Raw genomic sequence first — 22,224 nt, 5'->3', positions numbered from 1 at the left:
CTTAGATAATTGATATAACAATTTAGGTCATTTTCAATCTAATATGTTATTATGCGTAGATACGACAATTTACAATTTATATATAAATATTTATGTTATTTTCAGACCTACAAATAAATCAAGATATTCTAGATACATTAAAAAATAAAAATATCAAAACTCCTGCAAACTCACAAATCTTAAGCTTTGAAAAAATATCAGCTGGAAATAATATTTGGCTGAAATCACCAACTGGGAGTGGTAAAACATTGGCCTATATTTTACCAATTATAAATAAACTAATAGTAGAAAAAAAATCTCTAACACAAGTTGTATTTTTTACACCCACTCATGAGTTAGCAATTCAGATTAGCAACTTCATAAACGAAACTTTTTCAAGTATAGGTATTAAATCATTAGCTTTGATAGGTAAAGCATCCATAGAAAGGCAAAAAGAAAAACTAAAGAAAAAACCAAATATTATTGTTGGTTCTGTTGGACGAATCTTAGAGCTTGTAGATCAGAAAAAGCTAAAAGCAGATCATTTAAAATACTGTATCATTGATGAAGCTGATCGCATGCTTGAAGATGATAGCTTAAAAACTCTAAAACAAATAATATCTAAAAATACTAACTTACAATATATACTAGGCTCTGCAACTATCAAAAACCATGCTTTTGATGTTGCTAATAATTTTATTGAAAACCTAGAACTTATTGATAACTCAAAAGAAGAAGAAACTATCCAACATAGTTACATCATTGCTGATGGTAATCGTAAAACAGATACTTTACGAAGCCTGCTAAACAAAATATCCCCCGCTAAATCTATAGTATTTTTACATAGAAACAACGATGTTAATTTTGTCACAAAAAAAATAGATAAGCTAGAATCTGAGGTTGGTTCAATTCATGGAGAACAAAATAAAATCGATAGAGCTAATACAATCAGAAAATTTAAAAATGGACAAATTAAAGTTTTAGTCGCCTCTGATGTTGCTGCTAGAGGACTTGATATTAATGATGTTGATTTTGTAATAAACTATGATATCCCTTCAAAGCCAGAAGACTATCAACATCGAGCAGGTCGAACCGGTAGGATGGGTAACTCTGGTAAGAGTATTCTAATCATCAAAAAAATCGAATTTTCTTATATAGAAAAATTACAAAAAAAGTTGGATATTAATATTAATCGATATTAATTCTACAATCCAATTAAATTAGTAGCTCAACAATGTCTCTATTTATTACCTTTTTTCGTATTGAGAATCACAGATGTAGGAGTCCCACCAATTATAGTGTCATAACCAACCTTCAAGGAATGAGCAAAATTATCCCCTAAAGGTAAAAAACTAAGGAAATCATCCATTTCGTTCTTTGAAAGAATCTCTTTAACCATTAATCCGTTTTGAGCATCATATAAAGATTCTAAAATAATCTCCAAACCTTCATGAATCTGACTACGAACTTTAATTCTCCCACCACCTTTTGATAAATTTAATCTAGACCTAGGAATCTCACTATAAAGTTTGTCGATAAATTTCTGAATTTGTTCAAATTGGAATGATCCATAATCTTCATATAGTTAATCTGATAATATTGTGCTAAAGACGTGAGTAATAGCATCAGATAAATTATCAAAAGAATTATTTACTTTTCTTAAAATTCTTTTAAAATTGGCCCAAATTTTTTCTATAGGATTTAAATCAGGAGAATAAGCAGGAAGGTATAGTATCTGTATATCAAACTTCTCTGCTATTTTAGCCAATTTAGGAGACTTATGAAAACTAGCATTATCCATAACAACAGTAGTCTTTGGAATTAACTCAGGACATAAATGCTCTTCAAACCACTGATTAAAAATTTGAGTATCTGTATATCCAGTATACTCTAGCGGTGCTATAATCTTCTTTTCTAAATAGTTATAACCAGCAACTATACTTTTTCTCTGAGTTTGATAAGCAATAACTTCACCATAGCTAGGTTTACCAACAAGAGACCATCCTCTTAGTACAGACTGTTTATTATCCATACCCATTTCATCTAAATATACAAGTTTGTTAGGTTCAATAGTCTCAACAACCTCTATAAAACTTTGCCTATCTTGTTCTTTTCTTTGCTTATATTTAGGTGTCTTTTTTAAAAACTAAAACCAAGTCTGGTAAGACAATCATAAAATGTGCTTCTAGGTATTTCAGGAGCTAATGCTTCTCTAATATCTAAAGCCATTGCATCTGGATATGTTCTTAAGTAGCTTTCTATCGCTTCCTTATCTGTAAAGGTTGCTACTCTACCGCAACCCAAGCCTTGCTTAGATTTATAATCACCAGTTGTCTCGTATAAGTTTATCCAAGATCTAGTAGTACGGATATCTATATTAAAAAAATTACTTAGCTCTTTGTCTGTTAGGCCTTCTTTATATTTAGTTATTACGATATCTCTGAAATCTTGGCTATATGATGACATTTTTTCTAAATATTATAACATTATTGTCAAATAACTATCGGATTAACTATAATTATTATATGTTGAGGCTAACCCTGGTAACACTGAAAATATACTATAAATTCCTGCTCGTATCTCTGAGTTTTCAACAGTTTCTTCTCGAGAATTTAATTTAGAAAATATAAATTGGATTACATTAATAAATTGATCTAAATTAATATTTCGTTTTTTAAAATAATTGTAAGTAAAAGTACCTAAACCATATTCTGACCTATTAGAATTAAGAAGCTTTAAATTTGTTTCGATAATCGACTGACTTACATTTCCCATAAATACATCACGTTTCAAATTAGACATTAAAAGATTGCTTAAAATAGATCTCACACATATTATTAAGGACACTAATTGTAAGGATCCTATCTCTGTTTGTTGCCAACCAAATTTAAATTTTTGGTAACTCCACAATCTCTCTAATTGTTCAGTATTTTTCAGCTTATACCCTAGGGTTAACAGATTTTGCTCTAAAACCACAGGATCTAGCATCTTGCTATATATATCCATTTCTTTCTGATGTTTATTAATAGTTATAAGAAACATTTTTAGCCCTGAAATCAGTTCCGTCTCATTTTTTTCAAAATTAAGATTAATAGGAATTTCTAATGCTTGAGATTTTTTTATAGAAGTTACATAAGATTGATAGAATTTTGTAATAATTTCTTCGCCTTTGGTAGGTAAATCTGCTATTAATTGTGGCATATCGTAATAGCCATATATAGATTTTGCATAACGACCAAGTTCTTTCTTAATCTGTGAAGCATCTTTACTAAAATGACCTATACTTTTTCGTTCATTATTTTGACGTTCATACTCCATTCCTTGCTCAAAAGGAGTAACAAACTCCTGTATGTCAAATCCACGCTCACCAAAACTCGTCATATAGTTAATCTGATAATATTGTGCTAAAGACGTGAGTAATAGCATCAGATAAATTATCAAAAGAATTATTTACTTTTCTTAAAATTCTTTTAAAATTGGCCCAAATTTTTTCTATAGGATTTAAATCAGGAGAATAAGCAGGAAGGTATAGTATCTGTATATCCAGTATACTCTAGCGGTGCTATAATCTTCTTTTCTAAATAGTTATAACCAGCAACTATACTTTTTCTCTGAGTTTGATAAGCAATAACTTCACCATAGCTAGGTTTACCAACAAGAGACCATCCTCTTAGTACAGACTGTTTATTATCCATACCCATTTCATCTAAATATACAAGTTTGTTAGGTTCAATAGTCTCAACAACCTCTATAAAACTTTGCCTATCTTGTTCTTTTCTTTGCTTATATTTAGGTGTCTTTTTTTAAAACTAAAACCAAGTCTGGTAAGACAATCATAAAATGTGCTTCTAGGTATTTCAGGAGCTAATGCTTCTCTAATATCTAAAGCCATTGCATCTGGATATGTTCTTAAGTAGCTTTCTATCGCTTCCTTATCTGTAAAGGTTGCTACTCTACCGCAACCCAAGCCTTGCTTAGATTTATAATCACCAGTTGTCTCGTATAAGTTTATCCAAGATCTAGTAGTACGGATATCTATATTAAAAAAATTACTTAGCTCTTTGTCTGTTAGGCCTTCTTTATATTTAGTTATTACGATATCTCTGAAATCTTGGCTATATGATGACATTTTTTCTAAATATTATAACATTATTGTCAAATAACTATCGGATTAACTATAATTATTATATGTTGAGGCTAACCCTGGTAACACTGAAAATATACTATAAATTCCTGCTCGTATCTCTGAGTTTTCAACAGTTTCTTCTCGAGAATTTAATTTAGAAAATATAAATTGGATTACATTAATAAATTGATCTAAATTAATATTTCGTTTTTTAAAATAATTGTAAGTAAAAGTACCTAAACCATATTCTGACCTATTAGAATTAAGAAGCTTTAAATTTGTTTCGATAATCGACTGGCCTACGATTCTCAAATTCATCAACCATTTTATCCCCATATTTTAAATAGGTCTCCATCTGATTCATACATTTCATCTTATCACGCACAGTTAAAATACAATTAATCAAGCCATCGATGGTTGATTCAAGTATCATATAATTTCTCATATAAATTTTTCCTTAAGTTAAAATTGCAAGATATTTAGATTAATAACATTAAATTCAGATTGTACCATAATTAATAATTAACTTTAAATAATTTAAATGTTGTGTGATTAATAACCTTAATTTCATTAATTTTTTATTTTAAACCGAGATATAGCCTTACTATATATAAAATTTTATAATTATAGTTCTTTAAAATATTTGATCGAAAACATTTAGCTATTGATAAATAGCAATATAAGAATAGTAAATTAGTTACAATAATACTGTCAAAATTAATTAGAAAACAATAAAATAAAATTCGTGATTCTTTTTTAATAGCTAATTGAGATTAATTGGTAAATTTAAATTCAATTTTCCTGGTTCATTCCTTATAGTTAGGTCAAATAGCCATATGTTTTTAGTATGTTCAATACATTAGGAATCAATCCTTTATTAAACCTTAGAAAGTCTTTTTGCGCATTGATAGCCGCAGATATGACTATGTTATGATCTTTAATATATATAACGTTCGTATTAAATCCAAAATTACTACCAGTATGAGAATACACTTCAACATTATATTTCTTAATATATCATTTTGTAATACCAAGGCCATACTTATATCCATCATGTGTTGGTACCCCTTTTAGCATTTTTATCAATGCATCATTAGGCAAAATTGTTTTATCTATAAAAAGTGCATCATACCACTTAACTATATCGGGAACACTCATTATAATACCTCCTGCTGCGGGTGCAATGAATGACTGTGAAATATCAATAGGAGTAACGTTGTAGGCTAGCTCAGATTGCTTTCCATTTTTGATATAGACCCTTGGGTATTTTCTAAACACGTTCATTAAATTAGCAGGCCAATAGGGATTTTCTGGCATGTATCCTTGTGATATTTGATTAGTAATCGACATCGGAACTGGACTATGTTCATTACTTGGATAAAAATAATCAGTTACACCCATTTTAATCAGGAGTGAATCGATGGCTTTACTAAGAGGAGTTTTAGAGACAGTGTTGTATACCATTTGTGCTAAGATGTAGTCCGTATTGCTGTAGTAGAATTTTCCTGGTGTACCTGGAGGAAATAATATGTTTTGTTGAAAAGCTAGTCTAATAAGTGATTTGCTGTCCCAATGTTTCAAAGGTGTGGATTTAAATTTATTTTCATATGCTTTAGTAGTTAGTGCATCAGGAAGTCCACTAGTATGGTTTAAAAGCTCTAGTATCGTGATTCCGTGGAGCTGAGGGTAGTTTTTGATAAGTTTACTTAATTCCCCGGGGTGTTTGCTTGCAATTTCTGAAAGAGTTGTTTGTAAAGTTAGTTTGTGCTGATCAACGAGCTCCAAGATTGCAGCACTAGTGAAAGATTTTGTAATACTTCCTACTGGGAAAAGCGTATTAGGAGCCATTAACTTCCCAGTATAAATATTAGCAACCCCAGCAGCAAAAGTCTTAGTTACATGGCCAGGCAGTTTGACACTTAGAACAACACCAGGAATATTATATTCTTGTATGAATGTTTTCACGCTGTTGTCTAAGGCAGTATCAACAGGTTGATTATTCGCTGTACCTGCCATGTTAACGACTCCAAATACTACTATACTACTAATTAAAAAGTATGAAAAATATTTTATGTTTATAGTGTTTTTAAATATTTTAAACATAGTTTTTTTACCCTAAAATTAATAAAATAAGTACTGTATTTAGAATTACAGCTCTTATCTTTATAGCGCTTGTTTTACTACTAATTTTTTTACGATACTATTTTTATCAACAAATTCTAACCCAGCTCTACGAGCTTTTTTAAGATACTCATTATCACTACCAAAGACTTCTTTAAATGACTTCATCAAAACCATCATTTTAGTATTATCAAGTTTTCTTTCACGCTGATATTTATCTAAAGTTGATAGATGTCCAATTAGTCTACCTTTAGCAAAAGCCTCACTTACTACTCCTGTCAAAGCTACCACATCTTTAAAACCAATATTAACTCCTTGACCCGCCAACGGGTGGATAGTATGTGCGGCATCACCAACTAATACAACATTATCTTTTGCATAGCTAGTGGCATGGCGTTGGATAAGCTCAAAACGGAATCTCTTTGATAAAAGCTTTACATCTCCAAGCAGATTACCAATAGCTTTTGCCAACTCTACTTCAAACTTCTCATCAGTTAAACTCATCAAAAAGTTAGCATAGTTAGATTCTATAGACCAAACTATCGATATTTTATACGGGTCTTGCAAAGGCAAAAATGCCAATACTCCTTTATCATAAAATCTTTGGTACGCTGTTTGATGATGTTCTTTTTCAAGCTTAAGTGTTGCAACTATGGCAGTATGCTTGTATGGTTTGATCTTAGTCTCAAAATTAAAATAATCTCGCACAAAAGAGTTTGCGCCATCAGCTCCCACAACCAAGCCAGTTTCAATAATTTTATCTGCTAAGATTATTTTTTCAGTATTGCCATTTTTTTGGATTTTTTCAATTTTTTGATTAGTGAAAATCTCAATACCAGTGTCATTGATTTTTTCAATTAAAGCTTGCGTTATTACATTATTTTCTATGATAGTTCCTAGACTATGCTCAGCAATCTCCTCAGCTGTGATATTGATACTTTGACTAGGTTCATCATCCCAAACTTTCATTTGATAATATGGTGAAATACGATTATTTTTAACAATATTCCATATACCCAAATCTTGTAGCAACTTCTTTGATGTGTGATTTATCGCACTAACTCTTGTTTCAATTCGATTTGTACTTAAAGCTTTGCCACTAAGCTCACCCGCCTCTATAAGAGCAACTTGTAAGCCGTTTTTGTGTAGCGCTAAAGCTAGGCTTAACCCAACCATGCCAGCACCTACAATTACAACATCTTTTTGAATATTTTTAACGCTCATCTTCAACCACCTTTCTCATCAAAGTTGAACCTTTACTAAGTTTACCCATCATCACTCGTGATAAAACTTTTTTAGCTATCTTACTTCTTTGTAATAAATGTAATCCAACATTTCTACTAGTTACTAACCTACTATCATTAGAAACAAACCATTTAACAAAGCCATGTGTAACGCCAATCGTTCTATCATGATCTGGCTTTCTAGCTTTAGCAAACTCTTTTAATACATTTTCAACAGTACTTTTTGAAAACTTACTTTTTGCAAGCAAATCATATAAAAAACCTATATCTCTAATACTTAAATTCATCCCCTGGCCTGATACCGGATGTAAAAAATGTAAAGCATTACCAAAAAATAAGACATTATCCTTGTAAATATCCTTTGATTGAACAAGATATAAAGGAAAAATAGCTGGCTTTGCAACTAGTCTAATTTTCCCTAATCTAAAACCAAATCTATCTTGAACCAGCTCTTCAAAGTCATTTATATCCAATGCTAATTTTACCTTTGAATCATCTCTATCGACAGTCCAGACACAACCCATAGTAGTTTTTGATTTTGGTAACATCGCAAGCACACCATCGCTCATAAACCTTTCAAAAGCAGTATTGTCATTACTAAGATCTGTTTGAATATCAAAAACAACTGCATCTTGTTTGTAATCTATAGTATCTGCTCCTATATTAAGCATTTTACGTATACTTGAATTTACTCCATCACAAGCGATAACAAGCTTTGCAGCTATTGATTTTTTAACCTTATTCTGATCTACAACTAATGAATATTTGCCATCATTTTTTTGTAGAGCTACAACCTCAGTTTCAAAATATTTTATAATATTTGAATTATTAGCAACCTTTTGCATAGCAGCTCTTAATAACTCTTGCATCGGGATAATAGCTCCTAAAAACGGTAGATCCTCATCTTTAGCAAAAATCTCTGCCCGACCATACCTACCTTTATCAGAAATATGAACTTTTTTTATTGCCTGAGATGTGATTGCAACTTTATCCCATAATTCAAGAGTATTAAGAAAAGCTATTGATGAATATGATACAGCTATACTTCTATTATCATTTTTAACTTCAAGCTGATCTTTTTCTATATGAACAATTTTACAACCTGTTTTAGCCAGAGCTAATGAAGTTAACAAACCAACTATTCCACCACCAACAACAGCTATATCAAATTTTTCACTCACGTTAATGCCTAAACTTTTTCACTATCTATAAGTAAAACAGCTACTTTAGTATATTCGAGTAACTCCATAAAATCATCCTCACAACTTTCATCTTGACCTAGAGAATCATAATCCATATATGATATTTGCATCAAATCATGGATTGCTTCTTTAATTTCTTTGTCTTTTGAACTCTCAAAATCTAAACCGAATAATCCCACACCTGATAAAAAACCTCTAATCCAATAAGTTAGAGCTTCTGCTCTATAGCTTAGAGGTTCATCATCTTCAGGAATAAATAAATCAAAAGTAAGTCCTTTCTCATCAAACTGCGACCTAGTATAATCATATAGTTTTTTCATAGTTTGCAGAGCTGAGGCAAATATAAGATCTCCTTCTTCAATAGGCTTTGTCATAAGTGAATCAGACCAAGCTGTAAATTTAACTTCTGCCCCAAAGCTAAATAGCGCACAGAGAAGTCCATGAGCTTCTGAAGAGGTTGTCAAAGCATGCATTACCTTTAACGCCTCTGTAACATCTTCAAAATTAGGTTTATCATTTTTCATAGAAAAGTATTTATTTTATTATTTATTGCTAAATATTTTACTGCATCTAAGCTCTTAGTTATAGGTATTTTTTGAAAGATATTTTAAAAATATAAACATCAGAAATCTTAGTATCATATTGCGGAAATATTTATGCACTTTGATCTTTCTTTGGAATCCATAAATCTGCTAATTGTGCAGCATCTACTCTTGTACTAACTTGACTAGTGTCTTCAACATTTCCTCCATCATCATTAGTTATCATACTAGATAATACATCTGCTATCTTAACTGAGTTTTTTGATAAGAATATCTGAAATTCATCATTAGCATCTATAATTAAATCATTACCTTCAAACTGCTCATCAAAATAATTTTTTAAATTCACCGAACTCATTGCCTCACTAAGGTTAATCTGCAAATCATCACCTGTTTTGACTAATGATATCTGATCTCTAGATATATCATTAAGTTTCAGAGTATCTATGGCATTATCTTTTACTAGATTTATAGTATCATTACCATCACCAAGTGAATAATTATAAACATCAGCTCCCTGACCACCAGTGATAATATCATCTCCTTTTCCTCCAGTAATAATATCCTCACCATCATTACCATTTATAATATTATCATTAGCATTCCCTATTAAAGTATCCTCTGAGTCTGTACCAATTTTAATATCTGATTTATGTAAAATATAGCCATCTGCAAATTCAAATCTATCTAATGTAGTTCCTTGGAAATCTTTAAAAATTAATTTATCTGTATCAGAACCGCTAAAAGTCACATGGACATCATTACCATTATATTTAAAATTTAAATCATCCGCTGATATACCTTCGCCAAACTTAATGGTATCTCTAACATCACTCTCATATACCGTTTTAGCATAATCATTTGATAACATCTCCGTTATAGTATCTACTCCATCTCCTTTATTAAAAATATAAGTATCACTACCATAACCTCCAGCTAGAGTATCGTTACCTCTGCCTCCAGCCAATATATCATCTCCCTTATTATATTTTGCTTCCTTCTTCCTAGCATCAAAAGTAAATCTTTTATAACCAACCTCCGAAGTGATTATATTATCTCCTATTAGTGTGTCGTCTCCTTCTCCACCATAAAGAATATCTGACTGACTACCTCCATGTAAGTAATCATCTCCATCTTCCCCATATATAGTTAATCTGATAATATTGTGCTAAAGACGTGAGTAATAGCATCAGATAAATTATCAAAAGAATTATTTACTTTTCTTAAAATTCTTTTAAAATTGGCCCAAATTTTTTCTATAGGATTTAAATCAGGAGAATAAGCAGGAAGGTATAGTATCTGTATATCAAACTTCTCTGCTATTTTAGCCAATTTAGGAGACTTATGAAAACTAGCATTATCCATAACAACAGTAGTCTTTGGAATTAACTCAGGACATAAATGCTCTTCAAACCACTGATTAAAAATTTGAGTATCTGTATATCCAGTATACTCTAGCGGTGCTATAATCTTCTTTTCTAAATAGTTATAACCAGCAACTATACTTTTTCTCTGAGTTTGATAAGCAATAACTTCACCATAGCTAGGTTTACCAACAAGAGACCATCCTCTTAGTACAGACTGTTTATTATCCATACCCATTTCATCTAAATATACAAGTTTGTTAGGTTCAATAGTCTCAACAACCTCTATAAAACTTTGCCTATCTTGTTCTTTTCTTTGCTTATATTTAGGTGTCTTTTTTTAAAACTAAAACCAAGTCTGGTAAGACAATCATAAAATGTGCTTCTAGGTATTTCAGGAGCTAATGCTTCTCTAATATCTAAAGCCATTGCATCTGGATATGTTCTTAAGTAGCTTTCTATCGCTTCCTTATCTGTAAAGGTTGCTACTCTACCGCAACCCAAGCCTTGCTTAGATTTATAATCACCAGTTGTCTCGTATAAGTTTATCCAAGATCTAGTAGTACGGATATCTATATTAAAAAAATTACTTAGCTCTTTGTCTGTTAGGCCTTCTTTATATTTAGTTATTACGATATCTCTGAAATCTTGGCTATATGATGACATTTTTTCTAAATATTATAACATTATTGTCAAATAACTATCGGATTAACTATAATATCTATCCTAGAAAAATATGCCCAAATAACTACAAAAACTATTAAAAAAATCAAACAATACAACATTACCTTAAGTAGCGGGTGTGGAGGTCTATCAGTGACTTCTAAGACTCCTGGTAAAAAGCTATAAGCATCTGTGCGAGCATTTCGTTTTTCAGCAAATGCCTTACGGTTGCACCAAAAGTCTCTAATCCTCGCTGATCTTTTATACTTCTCTTTTTTATCAGGTATTTTACTATTTTCGAGGCCCATTAGATTACTCCCTGAGCTTGTGAGTTATGTAGTGAAGCATATTTACCATTTTTTGCTAAAAGCTCGGAATGACTACCATCTTCAAGAATAACTCCTTGATCTATATAGACAATACGATCACAACTTCGTACTGTAGATAAGCGGTGTGCAATAATAAAGACTGTTCTACCTTGTGATATTTGTGCCATATTCTCTTGAATAATTTTCTCAGATTCATAATCTAGCGCTGAAGTTGCCTCATCAAAGATAAGTATCTTAGGATTATTCATTAAGGCTCTAGCTATAGATAATCTTTGCTTTTGTCCTCCAGAAAAATTAGTGCCTCCTTCCTCTATAATCACATCATAACCATCTTTTAGCTCTAAGATAAACTCCTCAGCACCAGCATTGCGTGCTGCAGCTACTACTTTTTGCATATTTGCACTAGGGTTCGTAAGAGCAATATTTTCACGAATTGAGCGGTTAAACATAAAATTTTCTTGCAAAACTACACCAATATTTTGTCTAAGCCAAACAGTATCAACTGTTGATAAATCCATACTATCAACAAGCACTTTACCAGATTCTGGCTGATATAGCCTTTGAATAAGCTTAGTAAGTGTGCTTTTACCACTACCTGATCTACCAACTATACCTATAGACTGTCCTGTCTTAACTTCAAGATTGATACCATTTAAAATTAATTTACTGTCTGCTGTATACCTAAATTTAACATCTCTAAAGCTGACATTCCCTGCAAATACTGGTAATGAACTTTTACTAAGCTTATTATTTAATTCTGTTGGCGAATTTAGAATATCACCGAGTCTTCTTAAAGATACACCCACTTGCTGAAATTCTTGCCAAAGATTAACAAGCTTTAAAATTGGTTGAGTAACACGCCCTGCAAGCATATTAAAAGCTATTAGTTGACCTACGGTTAATTTACCTAGTATTACCATATGTGCACCAACAAATATATAGTTAATCTGATAATATTGTGCTAAAGACGTGAGTAATAGCATCAGATAAATTATCAAAAGAATTATTTACTTTTCTTAAAATTCTTTTAAAATTGGCCCAAATTTTTTCTATAGGATTTAAATCAGGAGAATAAGCAGGAAGGTATAGTATCTGTATATCAAACTTCTCTGCTATTTTAGCCAATTTAGGAGACTTATGAAAACTAGCATTATCCATAACAACAGTAGTCTTTGGAATTAACTCAGGACATAAATGCTCTTCAAACCACTGATTAAAAATTTGAGTATCTGTATATCCAGTATACTCTAGCGGTGCTATAATCTTCTTTTCTAAATAGTTATAACCAGCAACTATACTTTTTCTCTGAGTTTGATAAGCAATAACTTCACCATAGCTAGGTTTACCAACAAGAGACCATCCTCTTAGTACAGACTGTTTATTATCCATACCCATTTCATCTAAATATACAAGTTTGTTAGGTTCAATAGTCTCAACAACCTCTATAAAACTTTGCCTATCTTGTTCTTTTCTTTGCTTATATTTAGGTGTCTTTTTTAAAAACTAAAACCAAGTCTGGTAAGACAATCATAAAATGTGCTTCTAGGTATTTCAGGAGCTAATGCTTCTCTAATATCTAAAGCCATTGCATCTGGATATGTTCTTAAGTAGCTTTCTATCGCTTCCTTATCTGTAAAGGTTGCTACTCTACCGCAACCCAAGCCTTGCTTAGATTTATAATCACCAGTTGTCTCGTATAAGTTTATCCAAGATCTAGTAGTACGGATATCTATATTAAAAAAATTACTTAGCTCTTTGTCTGTTAGGCCTTCTTTATATTTAGTTATTACGATATCTCTGAAATCTTGGCTATATGATGACATTTTTTCTAAATATTATAACATTATTGTCAAATAACTATCGGATTAACTATAATAGCAATAGTAGTTAGCTTACTAACAAGCTCGGCAAATTGTCCTGCAATATTACCAAGGTTTTGAGACCTAAAAGATGCTTTAAACATATTCGGTAAGATTATCTTCCCACTTGCGTTGCATTTGTGGCTCAATGGCATTAGCCTTAACCGTCTGAATACCTGTAATTGATTCAGTTAAAAATGACTGATTTTTTGCTCCAGTGGCAAAAACATTATTAAGTCTATGCTTAAGAATTGGTGTTATAAATATCGAAAGTAACAAATAAATAGGTATCGTAGATAAAACAATGAAGGTCAGCTCCCAACTATATAAAAATAAAACAATAATAAATATAAAAGTAAACGATAAATCAATTACTAAAGTCAGTGCTGTACTTGTGATAAAGCTACGAATGCTATCTAACTCTTTAACTCTAGCAACATTTTGCCCAACTTGCCTAGTCTCAAAATATGCTAAAGGTAATTTCATCAAATGTGAAAATAATTTTGACCCTAATACCACATCAACTCTTGAAGTTGTATGACTAAATAAATATGTCCGTATCGTACTAAATATAACTTCAAAAATAGCTACAACCAAAAACACTATCGCTAAAGTATTTAGTGTCGTAAGACCATTATGCATAATTACTTTATCCATAACCACCTGAAAGAAAAATGGTGTAACCAAACCAAATAATTGAATAAACAACGATGCGATTAAAACATCTTTAAAAATATGTTTATATTTCCACAAAGCTGGTATAAACCATTTAATATTAAATTGCTCTTTAGTTGATTTCTGGACTTCTTTATAACTTATAAGTATAGCTGTATTATTATATACTTTATTTAATTGCTCCTCTGTTAGTTTTATCAACTCTGTAATACCCTGACGAATAACTAAATATTTATCATTTTGAATTGCTGCTAAAATAAAATACTCGCCTGCCTTATCCTGGAGTATTGCGGGTAATGTTCTAGGATTGATATTTTTAGGTTTTAAATTCATAAGCTTAGCTTTGAAATTATTTGCCCTAATGGCTCGTAATAGGCTGACCTCTGATATACTACTGTCAAGTTCGCCATACTCATGCAGGATTTGCTTTGGGTCAATAGCTACTTTATTGAAATTAGCTATTTGACAAAAACAAAATATCAAACTATTCATAATAAAATCTCTTATATGAATATAATTATTTATAATAAATAATTATTAGTAGATATAAAACTATAGTGACATAGCATTTTTAAAAAATGACAAATAAATTTTTAATTACATTGACTAGCTTACTATGTATTTTACCTAACTGCTTTGCAAATAGTATTATTTACTATTGTCCAGCCCCTAATGATTTTAAAAATATCAATAATAAGCTAATAGCTAAAACTAGTTTTCATAGCTATAATCATACTTGGCAAGTTTATGGCAATACTTCTTCACAATTTCCTGAGTATCCACTTACTTTTAAAGGAGCAAACTTAGTTCACTGTAAAAACAACTTATGTCAGCTAAAATGTTACTATTACTCAAATATTGAGGGTCACATTATTACTAGCATTATACAATCAAACAAAAATATACATATCTATCAACATCTAAATCATTATTTACAAAATTTTAATTGTCAATATACTGAGCATGTAGATTGCCCATTTATCATAGATGTCTTTAATTTTAATGACTAAAGCTTGTTTAACTCCCTTAAACCTTAAGGTTTCTATAGGAATCTTACTAAGATTACTTTATTATCTCTGTCATCTAGAATATTAACAGGTTATAAAGACTCATTAACTTCACTGTTAAAAGCTTAAATTTAACCTAGATCAAAATATCTAATCCCCTAAAAACCATACCATTAATCAATAATAAAATTTGATTATACTTTGTATTATATTAAAATAACAAAACCATTCTCTCAAAAATTATTTTAAATTAAAAGTCAAGAAGAATTTCTATGTTTTTTTGCTATAATTAGTTTAAAAAATATAATTATTTGTTATATAATTATGGTCGAATTCAAGAGTTTAGTTGCCTGGATTATTTGTGATTTAGTTACAATCTTGAGCCGATACTACTTAGAAAAGGGAGTTTTGGTATTTTAACTAGAGAGCAAGCTTTGATGCCTAGCATTTACAAAGAAGCCCAACGTTAAAATTATGACACCCAACTTGATACCAAAAAGGGATCAAGATATTGGACTAAAACGGTAATCTGGACAACTATTTTTTTTAAGCTTTCTAACTATGAACAAAAATCAAATCCGTCAAAAATTATTAAGTATACGTAATAATTTAATAGATAAAAAAACCCTCTCTAATAAAGTAAATTTAAAAGTTATACAGTACATAGACAGTAATTTTAAGAATGCTAAAATAGCTAGCTTTATCTCGCTTAATAACGAATTAAATACTGATTTAATTAATAGCCATTTTGAAAACATACATTTTCCAATAATTCATCCATTTAGAAAACATAGTCTCTGGTTTGCAAAGGATTCTAAAAATTATTATTTAAATAAATACAAAATTAAAGAGCCTTTTTATACAGTTAAAGATATAGTTACAGCCTGGGAATTGGATATTATAATAGTCCCTATAATTGGTTTTAATGAAAATAAGTACAGGATGGGCATGGGTGGAGGTTTCTATGACTATACACTCAGTTTTAAAAATACATCTAAATCGCCTTTAACTATTGGTGTAGCCTTTGATGAACAGCAAAATAATGATATTATCATAGATACGTACGATATTAAGCTTGATCTAATCATCACGCCAACAAGGATCATCTAAAATGGATAGTACCTCTGTGTCTGTAGAACTAAAAAATCAAATACTATCTAAAATAGATCCAGAAGCAGTAATTAATATCATCGATGAAACACATAAACATCTAAAACATAATGGCTATATGCCTGGAAAATATCATTTTATTCTTAATATAAATTCTAAAAAATTAAACAATATGAAAAAAATCGACTCTCACAAAGAGATATATAGAGCTGCTAGCTCTCTTATGCCATACATTCATGCCTTAACAATAAAGATTGCTCTAAAAAAGGAAATCATAAATGTTTGACCTCTTAGCAAACTTCAATGCTCATATTTCATACTTTGTAGACACTATGGGTGTATGGTTTTATGTAATTTTATTTTTTATTATTTTTTGTGAAACAGGTTCTGTTTTAGGGATATTTTTCCCTGGTGATTCCTTACTCTTCACTGTTGGAATAACTGCAGCTGCAACGGGATTAAATATCCATTTTGCAGTATTGGCAATTTTTCTAGGTGCTATAACTGGAGATACGTGTAATTATATAACAGGCAAGTTTATTGGCGAAAAAATGTTTAGTACCCACGCTAAATTTTTCAAAAGTGCTTATCTAATAAAAACAAAAAAATTCTTAAACAAACATGGCAGTAAAGCCATTATTTTTTCGAGATTTATTGCATTCGTTCGAACCATAATTCCATTTGTAGCAGGTGTTAGTAAAATGAATTATATTAAATTTATTATATATGGCATCATTTCAGCAATAATCTGGTCTTTTTCAATTACCTATACTGTATATTTTTTTAGTGATAATTTATTTGTTAAGAAAAATTTAAGCCTTATCATCGCCTTAATGATAGCATTGGTTATAGGCCAAATGCTCATAAAAAGCATTAAAAACAAAATAAAAACAAAAAAATCTTAACCTTTATGAATTATTTTTTTATAATCTAACGACAAATTATTAGCGAGTTTCATCCATGAACACTATCTCAGCACTACTAAACATTGTATTGCACTTAGATCAATTTATCAGCACCTATATTAATATTTTAGGTGATTGGACCTACTTATTACTTTTTGTAGTAATATTTTGTGAAACTGGATTAGTTATAACTCCTTTTTTACCTGGAGATTCACTCCTTTTTGCACTAGGGCTTACCGGCGCAGCTACAACACTTAATATACATTTGGTCGCGCCCATCTTAGTAGTGGCTGCTGTTTGTGGTGACTCTTGTAATTATTTCTTAGGTAGAATGATTGGTAAACGAATTTTTAAAGATGATGCTAAGATACTCAAAACAGCTCACCTTCTAAAAGCGCAACAATTCTTTAATAGGTATGGCCCTATTGCTATCATTCTTGCTAGATTTACACCAATAGTCAGAACATTTATGCCATTTACCGCCGGTATGGCACGCATGAAGTATCCAAAATTTGTTATCATGGGTATACTTGGAGCCTTTATTTGGGTTTATTCAATTGTATATTTAGCATTCTTCTTTAGTAATAATGCTTTTGTCAAAAAATATTTCGGTATTTTCATAATTTTAATTGTTTTACTATCTTTGATACCTCCGGCCATATCTCTTATCAAAGCATTATATTTAAATGCAAAATTAGATAAAATTATCTACTTTATTAAACGTAAATAATCTAGTAAAAGTTTACGGCTTTCTAACTGTTTACCAGCTAAAACAAAATCAATGTATACTCGAAGTACTTGAGAAATAGCTTTTAAATCATCTTTTGACCATAAGTCTACTGGTTGACTGATTTTTAAAAGATTTTTACCAATGATGGTATTATAACCATTAACTAAAGTTTTTTTAAAACCACTAGGTAATATTGTATAGTTACAATTATTTTCAATTGGCATGCTATCAACATCACAATCAACATATATTCCCTGACCTAAACTCTCCAGCAGTTCAAGCTCAAAGATCCTTAGTAAATACTTATAATTATTATCATTAATATTTTTTAAAATAAAATCATACTTATTAAACAAAGCAATCTCTTCATGAGAATAACTAAGCAGCAAATACATCAATTCGTTTATATACTGTAAAGACAGTAAATTAATATATGTTTTTTGATAAAATGATTTAACAAACTCAATATTATAGACCTTACTTAGGCCATCAGTTTTTTTAGAAAAACCAATCTGGCCACGTAATTTTACCAACGGCTGATATAAATTCGATGTTTTTTTTGTTGTTCTAATTAAAGCTGATATTTTACCAAATTCGGGAGTAAATATACTAGCAATTATAGAGTTTTCTTTATATTTACGCTGATGTAATATATAAAAATTATACAGCTGATCCTTCATAAATATTCTCTATAAGTTGAACTAGTTGTAAAGCATTTCTATACTTAATCTCGGGTAAACCAAAGTCATTAATAAGCTGCTCTAAAGATATATCATCTAAGTTCTCAGCATTCTCTAGCTTTAACTGCAACCACTTGGTCATAGCTAAAATATATGCATCTCCTGATACTCTATATGACACTTTTCTACCTAAAATATATAACTCGATTTTCGAAAAATTATCACTGACAACATACTTTCGCTGTTTTGCTAATATAAGACTATCGTCAACCTTAATCTTCGATAGCAAATTTTTAACCAATTTATTATACATATGACCTCACTTTTGGAGATATAGCCCTTATTAGATCTACTTTATCTATTATCAAAGACACTGCTTTTTGAATTTGCTCTTGGGTTGTTTGTAAGCCAAATGAAACTCTAATAGTTGAATCAGCCTTACTAGCAGTTAAACCAATAGCACTCAAAACATGTGAAGGTTCAACAGCCTGAGAATTACACGCAGAACCCATAGATAAACATATATTATTCAACATTGCCAACAAGGTTTCACCCTTCACCCCAATAAATGTAATACTTAGAATTCCTGGGTAGCTACTATTAAGGTCAGTATTTATTTGTAAATCATTTATTTTTAGTATTTTTTCTAAAAATAAATTCCTCATTGCGGTTACATGCTCAAGATTCCACTTTTTTTTAGCAAACATTTCTTTACAAGCTCTAGCTAACGCAAATATCTGATAATTTGCTAATGTTCCAGCCCTGAAACCAAACTCTTGCGCTCCACCATGTATTTGCTTAAGAAGTTTAACTTTAGGTCTTTTTGATCTTATATACAAAAACCCTACTCCTTTAGGAGCATATAATTTATGCCCTGAAACTGATAACAAATCGATATTCATCCTATTAATATCTATATCGATTTTACCATAAGCCTGAGCCGCATCTACATGAAATAAGACTTGTTTCTCTTTAGTTAGCTGACCTATTTCATATAAATCGTTCATACTTCCAAGTTCATTATTTACTGCCATCAAACTTACTAGTATAGTTTTTTCTGTAATTGCAGTTTTAAGCTCATCTATATTAATTTTACCAAACTGATCAACATCCAAATAAGTAATATTATAACCTTGTGTACCCAAAAACTCACATACATCTAGTACAGCCTTATGTTCAGATTTTGATGTAATTATATGTCTACCTTTTTCTTTATATTCATAAGCTATACCTTTTATGGCAAGATTATTGGATTCTGTAGCACCTGATGTAAACACTATCTCTCTTGGCAAAACCCCCAATGTTTCCGCTACTTCAACTCGTGATTTTTCTATTTTAACATTAACGATTTCGGCTTGTTCATATGTAGACGATCCTGAATTGAAAAAATCTTCATTATTCGTTATAGAATCTACCATTACTTTTTTAACACTTAAACTAAGTGGAGCAGTCGCCGCATAATCTAGATAAATAAGGCCCATTTAAACTTTAATAATTCTTTTATTTATTAGCTAATATTGCTATTATATCAAATAATTGCATACATAGTAATTTAACAAAATCGTGACAAATTAAGCATATGATTGGAGATGGTAAATCTAATCAGTTTCGCAAAAGAAATTTGGCTTAAAAAAAATTAGCGATTTATTAAACAGGTCAAAAAGACCAAAAGCGAGTTAGTTCGTTAAACAACTAACTACGAATTATATTTTTAGAAGGAAAATTTAAAACAAATGAAAAAAATACTTATAAATAGTAAAAGTAGCGAAGAAACAAGGATTGCAACCTTAGATAATGGAAAGTTAATAGATTTAGATATTGAAAATGTTGATAGAGAACAAAAGAAAGCAAATATATACAAAGGTTATATTTCAAGAATTGAACCTAGCTTAAATGCTATCTTTGTTAACTATGGCGAAGATAAGAATGGTTTTCTACCATTTAAAGAAGTGTCTGAATACTACCTTAAAGATATTCCAAAAGGTGATAATATAGCCCACCTACTTTCAGAAGGTCAAGAGTTAATTGTACAAATAGACAAAGAGGAACGCGGTGATAAGGGAGCGGCTCTTACTACATTTATTACATTAGCAGGATCATATATGGTTCTACTACCAAACAGTGGTGATGGCGGTGGAATCTCTCGTCGCGTGGAAGGAGAGGACCGAGAGAAGCTTAAAAGATACTTAAAAGATCTTAATATTCCTAAAAATATGAGTGTAATCGCAAGAACTGCCTGTGTTGAGTGTTCTTTTGAAGAGTTAAAACACGACTTTGATGCACTAGTTGAGCTATGGGCATCAATATCTCAAGCATATCACAAAATCAAAAAAACTACTCTTTTGCATAAAGAAAGTGACATTATTGTAAGAACAGTAAGAGATCACTTAAAAGAAGATGTTAGAGAAATTATTGTAGATTCTAAAGAGTGTTTTAATGATGTTAAAAGGCAATTAGGTCTATTAAGACAAAGTTTTGACATAAATAAAGTTAAATTATATAGTGAAGAATTACCCTTATTCACACAATTTGGCATTGATCAACAGATTGAAAATGCTTACAAAAGAGAAATTCGTTTACCATCAGGTGGCTCTATTGTAATTGATACAACAGAAGCTCTAGTTGCAATAGATATCAACTCATCTAGAGCTAATAAAGCAGAAGATGTTGAAACAACTGCATTTAAAACAAATTTAGAAGCTGCTGAAGAAGTTGCAAGACAATTAAGAATCCGTGACCTAGGTGGTCTTGTAATAGTTGATTTCATCGATATGTCATTTCATCCAAACAGAAAGCAAGTTGAAGAAAAGCTAATGGATGCTTTACAGCAAGATAAAGCCCGCATCCAAATGTCTCGCATATCTAAATTAGGGCTTGTAGAGATCTCTAGACAACGTCTAAGCGCATCTATAAACGAAAGTGTAATGCAAAAATGCCCCCGCTGTGAAGGTCATGGATTTATCAAAACAACTCAAGCTACAGCTCTTACAATTATACGTAAGATTAGAGCAGAAGCTATAAAAGAAGATACTAATGAAATTCGTGTGCAAGTTCCTGTGGATATAGCGGCTTATATTCTAAACGAAAAGAGAGATAGTATTGTAAATATAGAAAGAATCTCAGAAGTTAAAGTTATGATTATACCTAACTTCAACATGGAATCACCTAAATTCCAAATGCAAAGAATATGGGGTACTAGCTATAAATCAAACCGTACTAGCTCAGATTTGATTGAAGATGTTTATAGTGTCGAAATTCCAAAATCTGGCAAGAAAAAAATTGCAGCTGTAGAATTAAATAAGACTCAGCAAAACAAGCCTATAGTTAAAAATGAAAATGAACAGTTAAGTAGCAAACAAGATAAAACAACTGAAAAAAACAAACCTGAAATAAAAGCTAAAGAAGAACCAAAGAAAAAAGGTTTTTTAAGCAAATTAGCCGGACTTTTCTCCACCGAGACTGAACAAAAAACACTGCCAAAGTCAGCTCAACAACCACAAAAGCAACATAATAATAAAAGTCAAAATGCTCAAAAACCTCAGCAAAACAAGTCTCCTAGAGATAATGCTCAGCGCAATGATTCTGATCGTACTAATAAACGTAATGATAGCGGTACTAATCAAAATGCTCAAAAACCTCAGCAAAACAAGCCTCCTAGAGATAATGCTCAACGTAATGATCGTGATCG

23 protein-coding genes, 1 other RNA gene and 3 pseudogenes are annotated in these 22,224 nt (G+C 30.8%); 8 read left to right on the top strand and 19 right to left on the bottom strand.

Going from position 1 to position 22,224, the window contains the following annotated elements:
* Window positions 1-92 precede the first annotated feature (92 nt).
* The gene (locus ACR0PV_RS03605; protein ID WP_488173618.1) at window positions 93-1,181 is read left to right on the top strand and encodes a DEAD/DEAH box helicase; all 1,089 of its coding nucleotides are present in this window, start codon (window positions 93-95) and stop codon (window positions 1,179-1,181) included.
* 38 nt (window positions 1,182-1,219) lie between these two features.
* Here the strand turns inward: ACR0PV_RS03605 and ACR0PV_RS03600 are convergent, their stop codons facing one another.
* The 16 genes and pseudogenes from ACR0PV_RS03600 to ACR0PV_RS03525 form a co-directional block, all read right to left on the bottom strand.
* Complete coding sequence (locus tag ACR0PV_RS03600; RefSeq protein ID WP_488173617.1) at window positions 1,220-1,348, bottom strand: hypothetical protein; 129 nt, start codon at window positions 1,346-1,348, stop codon at window positions 1,220-1,222.
* 216 nt (window positions 1,349-1,564) lie between these two features.
* Window positions 1,565-2,445 (bottom strand): IS630 family transposase gene (locus tag ACR0PV_RS03595; RefSeq protein ID WP_488172153.1). Its coding sequence is split into 2 segments (ribosomal slippage): window positions 1,565-2,121 and window positions 2,121-2,445, totalling 882 coding nucleotides; the frame shifts between segments, so codons are not numbered across the junction.
* Window positions 2,446-2,487: 42 nt separating this feature from the next.
* A complete protein-coding gene (locus ACR0PV_RS03590) occupies window positions 2,488-3,405 on the bottom strand; it encodes a hypothetical protein (protein WP_488173616.1) in 918 nt (305 codons plus the stop codon).
* Window positions 3,365-4,108, bottom strand: a pseudogene (locus ACR0PV_RS03585) (transposase). Before ACR0PV_RS03585 ends, ACR0PV_RS03590 begins: the two are co-directional and overlap by 41 nt.
* Window positions 4,109-4,150: 42 nt before the next feature.
* Window positions 4,151-4,426, bottom strand: a complete 276-nt coding sequence (locus ACR0PV_RS03580; protein WP_488173615.1) for a hypothetical protein — start codon at window positions 4,424-4,426, stop codon at window positions 4,151-4,153.
* 696 nt (window positions 4,427-5,122) lie between these two features.
* Complete coding sequence (locus tag ACR0PV_RS03575; protein ID WP_488173614.1) at window positions 5,123-6,208, bottom strand: serine hydrolase domain-containing protein; 1,086 nt, start codon at window positions 6,206-6,208, stop codon at window positions 5,123-5,125.
* 60 nt (window positions 6,209-6,268) lie between these two features.
* Window positions 6,269-7,450, bottom strand: coding sequence for a UbiH/UbiF/VisC/COQ6 family ubiquinone biosynthesis hydroxylase (locus ACR0PV_RS03570; RefSeq protein ID WP_488173613.1), 1,182 nt, complete (start codon window positions 7,448-7,450; stop codon window positions 6,269-6,271).
* Window positions 7,440-8,651: an FAD-dependent monooxygenase gene (locus ACR0PV_RS03565; RefSeq protein WP_488173612.1), complete on the bottom strand. Its 1,212-nt coding sequence runs from the start codon at window positions 8,649-8,651 to the stop codon at window positions 7,440-7,442. Before ACR0PV_RS03565 ends, ACR0PV_RS03570 begins: the two co-directional genes overlap by 11 nt.
* A gap of 8 nt (window positions 8,652-8,659) precedes the next feature.
* Window positions 8,660-9,196, bottom strand: a complete 537-nt coding sequence (locus ACR0PV_RS03560; RefSeq protein ID WP_488173611.1) for a UPF0149 family protein — start codon at window positions 9,194-9,196, stop codon at window positions 8,660-8,662.
* A 130-nt stretch (window positions 9,197-9,326) separates the two neighbouring features.
* Window positions 9,327-10,181 carry a calcium-binding protein gene (locus tag ACR0PV_RS03555; protein WP_488173610.1) on the bottom strand — a complete coding sequence of 285 codons (855 nt, stop codon included), beginning with the start codon at window positions 10,179-10,181 and terminating at the stop codon, window positions 9,327-9,329.
* 99 nt (window positions 10,182-10,280) lie between these two features.
* Window positions 10,281-10,361: pseudogene (locus ACR0PV_RS03550) on the bottom strand (hypothetical protein); the annotation flags it as partial.
* Between the two features lie 2 nt (window positions 10,362-10,363).
* A protein-coding gene (locus ACR0PV_RS03545) for an IS630 family transposase (RefSeq protein WP_488172194.1) occupies window positions 10,364-11,244 on the bottom strand; the annotation gives its coding sequence in 2 pieces (ribosomal slippage) (window positions 10,364-10,920 and window positions 10,920-11,244; 882 coding nt in all).
* A gap of 26 nt (window positions 11,245-11,270) precedes the next feature.
* Window positions 11,271-11,549 carry a hypothetical protein gene (locus tag ACR0PV_RS03540; protein WP_488173609.1) on the bottom strand — a complete coding sequence of 93 codons (279 nt, stop codon included), beginning with the start codon at window positions 11,547-11,549 and terminating at the stop codon, window positions 11,271-11,273.
* Window positions 11,549-12,553, bottom strand: coding sequence for an ATP-binding cassette domain-containing protein (locus ACR0PV_RS03535; RefSeq protein WP_488173608.1), 1,005 nt, complete (start codon window positions 12,551-12,553; stop codon window positions 11,549-11,551). The genes ACR0PV_RS03540 and ACR0PV_RS03535 overlap by 1 nt, the downstream gene beginning before the upstream one ends.
* A protein-coding gene (locus tag ACR0PV_RS03530; protein ID WP_488172153.1) for an IS630 family transposase occupies window positions 12,513-13,393 on the bottom strand; the annotation gives its coding sequence in 2 pieces (ribosomal slippage) (window positions 12,513-13,069 and window positions 13,069-13,393; 882 coding nt in all). The genes ACR0PV_RS03535 and ACR0PV_RS03530 overlap by 41 nt, the downstream gene beginning before the upstream one ends.
* 132 nt (window positions 13,394-13,525) lie before the next feature.
* Window positions 13,526-14,596: an ABC transporter transmembrane domain-containing protein gene (locus ACR0PV_RS03525; RefSeq protein WP_488173607.1), complete on the bottom strand. Its 1,071-nt coding sequence runs from the start codon at window positions 14,594-14,596 to the stop codon at window positions 13,526-13,528.
* Between the two features lie 86 nt (window positions 14,597-14,682).
* On the opposite strand from ACR0PV_RS03525, the gene ACR0PV_RS03520 reads away from it, so the two are divergent.
* The 6 genes from ACR0PV_RS03520 (at window position 14,683) to ACR0PV_RS03495 (ending at window position 17,856) form a co-directional block, all read left to right on the top strand.
* Window positions 14,683-15,114: a hypothetical protein gene (locus tag ACR0PV_RS03520; protein WP_488173606.1), complete on the top strand. Its 432-nt coding sequence runs from the start codon at window positions 14,683-14,685 to the stop codon at window positions 15,112-15,114.
* Between the two features lie 341 nt (window positions 15,115-15,455).
* Window positions 15,456-15,651, top strand: a non-coding RNA gene (gene ssrS, locus ACR0PV_RS03515) — 6S RNA.
* A gap of 21 nt (window positions 15,652-15,672) precedes the next feature.
* Window positions 15,673-16,221, top strand: coding sequence for a 5-formyltetrahydrofolate cyclo-ligase (locus ACR0PV_RS03510; protein ID WP_488173605.1), 549 nt, complete (start codon window positions 15,673-15,675; stop codon window positions 16,219-16,221).
* 1 nt (window position 16,222) lies between these two features.
* A complete protein-coding gene (locus tag ACR0PV_RS03505; protein ID WP_488173604.1) occupies window positions 16,223-16,507 on the top strand; it encodes a BolA/IbaG family iron-sulfur metabolism protein in 285 nt (94 codons plus the stop codon).
* Complete coding sequence (locus tag ACR0PV_RS03500; RefSeq protein WP_488173603.1) at window positions 16,500-17,126, top strand: VTT domain-containing protein; 627 nt, start codon at window positions 16,500-16,502, stop codon at window positions 17,124-17,126. Before ACR0PV_RS03505 ends, ACR0PV_RS03500 begins: the two co-directional genes overlap by 8 nt.
* A 55-nt stretch (window positions 17,127-17,181) precedes the next feature.
* Window positions 17,182-17,856: a VTT domain-containing protein gene (locus ACR0PV_RS03495; RefSeq protein WP_488173602.1), complete on the top strand. Its 675-nt coding sequence runs from the start codon at window positions 17,182-17,184 to the stop codon at window positions 17,854-17,856.
* On the opposite strand, the gene recO is transcribed toward ACR0PV_RS03495, so the two are convergent.
* The 3 genes from recO to ACR0PV_RS03480 all read right to left on the bottom strand — a co-directional run bounded on the left by recO (window position 17,835) and on the right by ACR0PV_RS03480 (window position 20,017).
* Window positions 17,835-18,536 carry a DNA repair protein RecO gene (gene recO, locus ACR0PV_RS03490; protein WP_488173601.1) on the bottom strand — a complete coding sequence of 234 codons (702 nt, stop codon included), beginning with the start codon at window positions 18,534-18,536 and terminating at the stop codon, window positions 17,835-17,837. The genes ACR0PV_RS03495 and recO overlap by 22 nt on opposite strands.
* Window positions 18,517-18,717, bottom strand: a complete 201-nt coding sequence (locus ACR0PV_RS03485; protein ID WP_488173600.1) for a hypothetical protein — start codon at window positions 18,715-18,717, stop codon at window positions 18,517-18,519. Before ACR0PV_RS03485 ends, recO begins: the two co-directional genes overlap by 20 nt.
* Window positions 18,718-18,841: 124 nt before the next feature.
* The gene (locus ACR0PV_RS03480; RefSeq protein WP_488173599.1) at window positions 18,842-20,017 is read right to left on the bottom strand and encodes a cysteine desulfurase family protein; all 1,176 of its coding nucleotides are present in this window, start codon (window positions 20,015-20,017) and stop codon (window positions 18,842-18,844) included.
* 252 nt (window positions 20,018-20,269) lie between these two features.
* On the opposite strand from ACR0PV_RS03480, the pseudogene ACR0PV_RS03475 reads away from it, so the two are divergent.
* Window positions 20,270-21,836 (top strand): annotated as a pseudogene (locus ACR0PV_RS03475) (Rne/Rng family ribonuclease); the annotation flags it as partial.
* Between the last annotated feature and the right edge of the window lie 388 nt (window positions 21,837-22,224).

Source organism: Francisella sp. AG1 (assembly GCF_057683165.1).
This window is presented reverse-complemented; position numbering and strand designations above follow the sequence as displayed.

Bases quoted from the DNA above. Each gene is read 5' to 3' on its own strand.
- ACR0PV_RS03570 (WP_488173613.1), bottom strand. From the start codon at position 7,450: ATGAGCGTTAAAAATATTCAAAAAGATGTTGTAATTGTAGGTGCTGGC.
- ACR0PV_RS03520 (WP_488173606.1), top strand. From the start codon at position 14,683: ATGACAAATAAATTTTTAATTACATTGACTAGCTTACTATGTATTTTA.
- ACR0PV_RS03540 (WP_488173609.1), bottom strand. From the start codon at position 11,549: ATGGGCCTCGAAAATAGTAAAATACCTGATAAAAAAGAGAAGTATAAA.
- ACR0PV_RS03480 (WP_488173599.1), bottom strand. From the start codon at position 20,017: ATGGGCCTTATTTATCTAGATTATGCGGCGACTGCTCCACTTAGTTTA.
- ACR0PV_RS03495 (WP_488173602.1), top strand. From the start codon at position 17,182: ATGAACACTATCTCAGCACTACTAAACATTGTATTGCACTTAGATCAA.
- ACR0PV_RS03590 (WP_488173616.1), bottom strand. From the start codon at position 3,405: ATGCTATTACTCACGTCTTTAGCACAATATTATCAGATTAACTATATG.
- ACR0PV_RS03525 (WP_488173607.1), bottom strand. From the start codon at position 14,596: ATGAATAGTTTGATATTTTGTTTTTGTCAAATAGCTAATTTCAATAAA.
- ACR0PV_RS03535 (WP_488173608.1), bottom strand. From the start codon at position 12,553: ATGCTATTACTCACGTCTTTAGCACAATATTATCAGATTAACTATATA.
- ACR0PV_RS03605 (WP_488173618.1), top strand. From the start codon at position 93: ATGTTATTTTCAGACCTACAAATAAATCAAGATATTCTAGATACATTA.
- recO (WP_488173601.1), bottom strand. From the start codon at position 18,536: ATGAAGGATCAGCTGTATAATTTTTATATATTACATCAGCGTAAATAT.
- ACR0PV_RS03575 (WP_488173614.1), bottom strand. From the start codon at position 6,208: ATGTTTAAAATATTTAAAAACACTATAAACATAAAATATTTTTCATAC.
- ACR0PV_RS03560 (WP_488173611.1), bottom strand. From the start codon at position 9,196: ATGAAAAATGATAAACCTAATTTTGAAGATGTTACAGAGGCGTTAAAG.
- ACR0PV_RS03510 (WP_488173605.1), top strand. From the start codon at position 15,673: ATGAACAAAAATCAAATCCGTCAAAAATTATTAAGTATACGTAATAAT.
- ACR0PV_RS03500 (WP_488173603.1), top strand. From the start codon at position 16,500: ATGTTTGACCTCTTAGCAAACTTCAATGCTCATATTTCATACTTTGTA.
- ACR0PV_RS03505 (WP_488173604.1), top strand. From the start codon at position 16,223: ATGGATAGTACCTCTGTGTCTGTAGAACTAAAAAATCAAATACTATCT.
- ACR0PV_RS03600 (WP_488173617.1), bottom strand. From the start codon at position 1,348: ATGGATGATTTCCTTAGTTTTTTACCTTTAGGGGATAATTTTGCTCAT.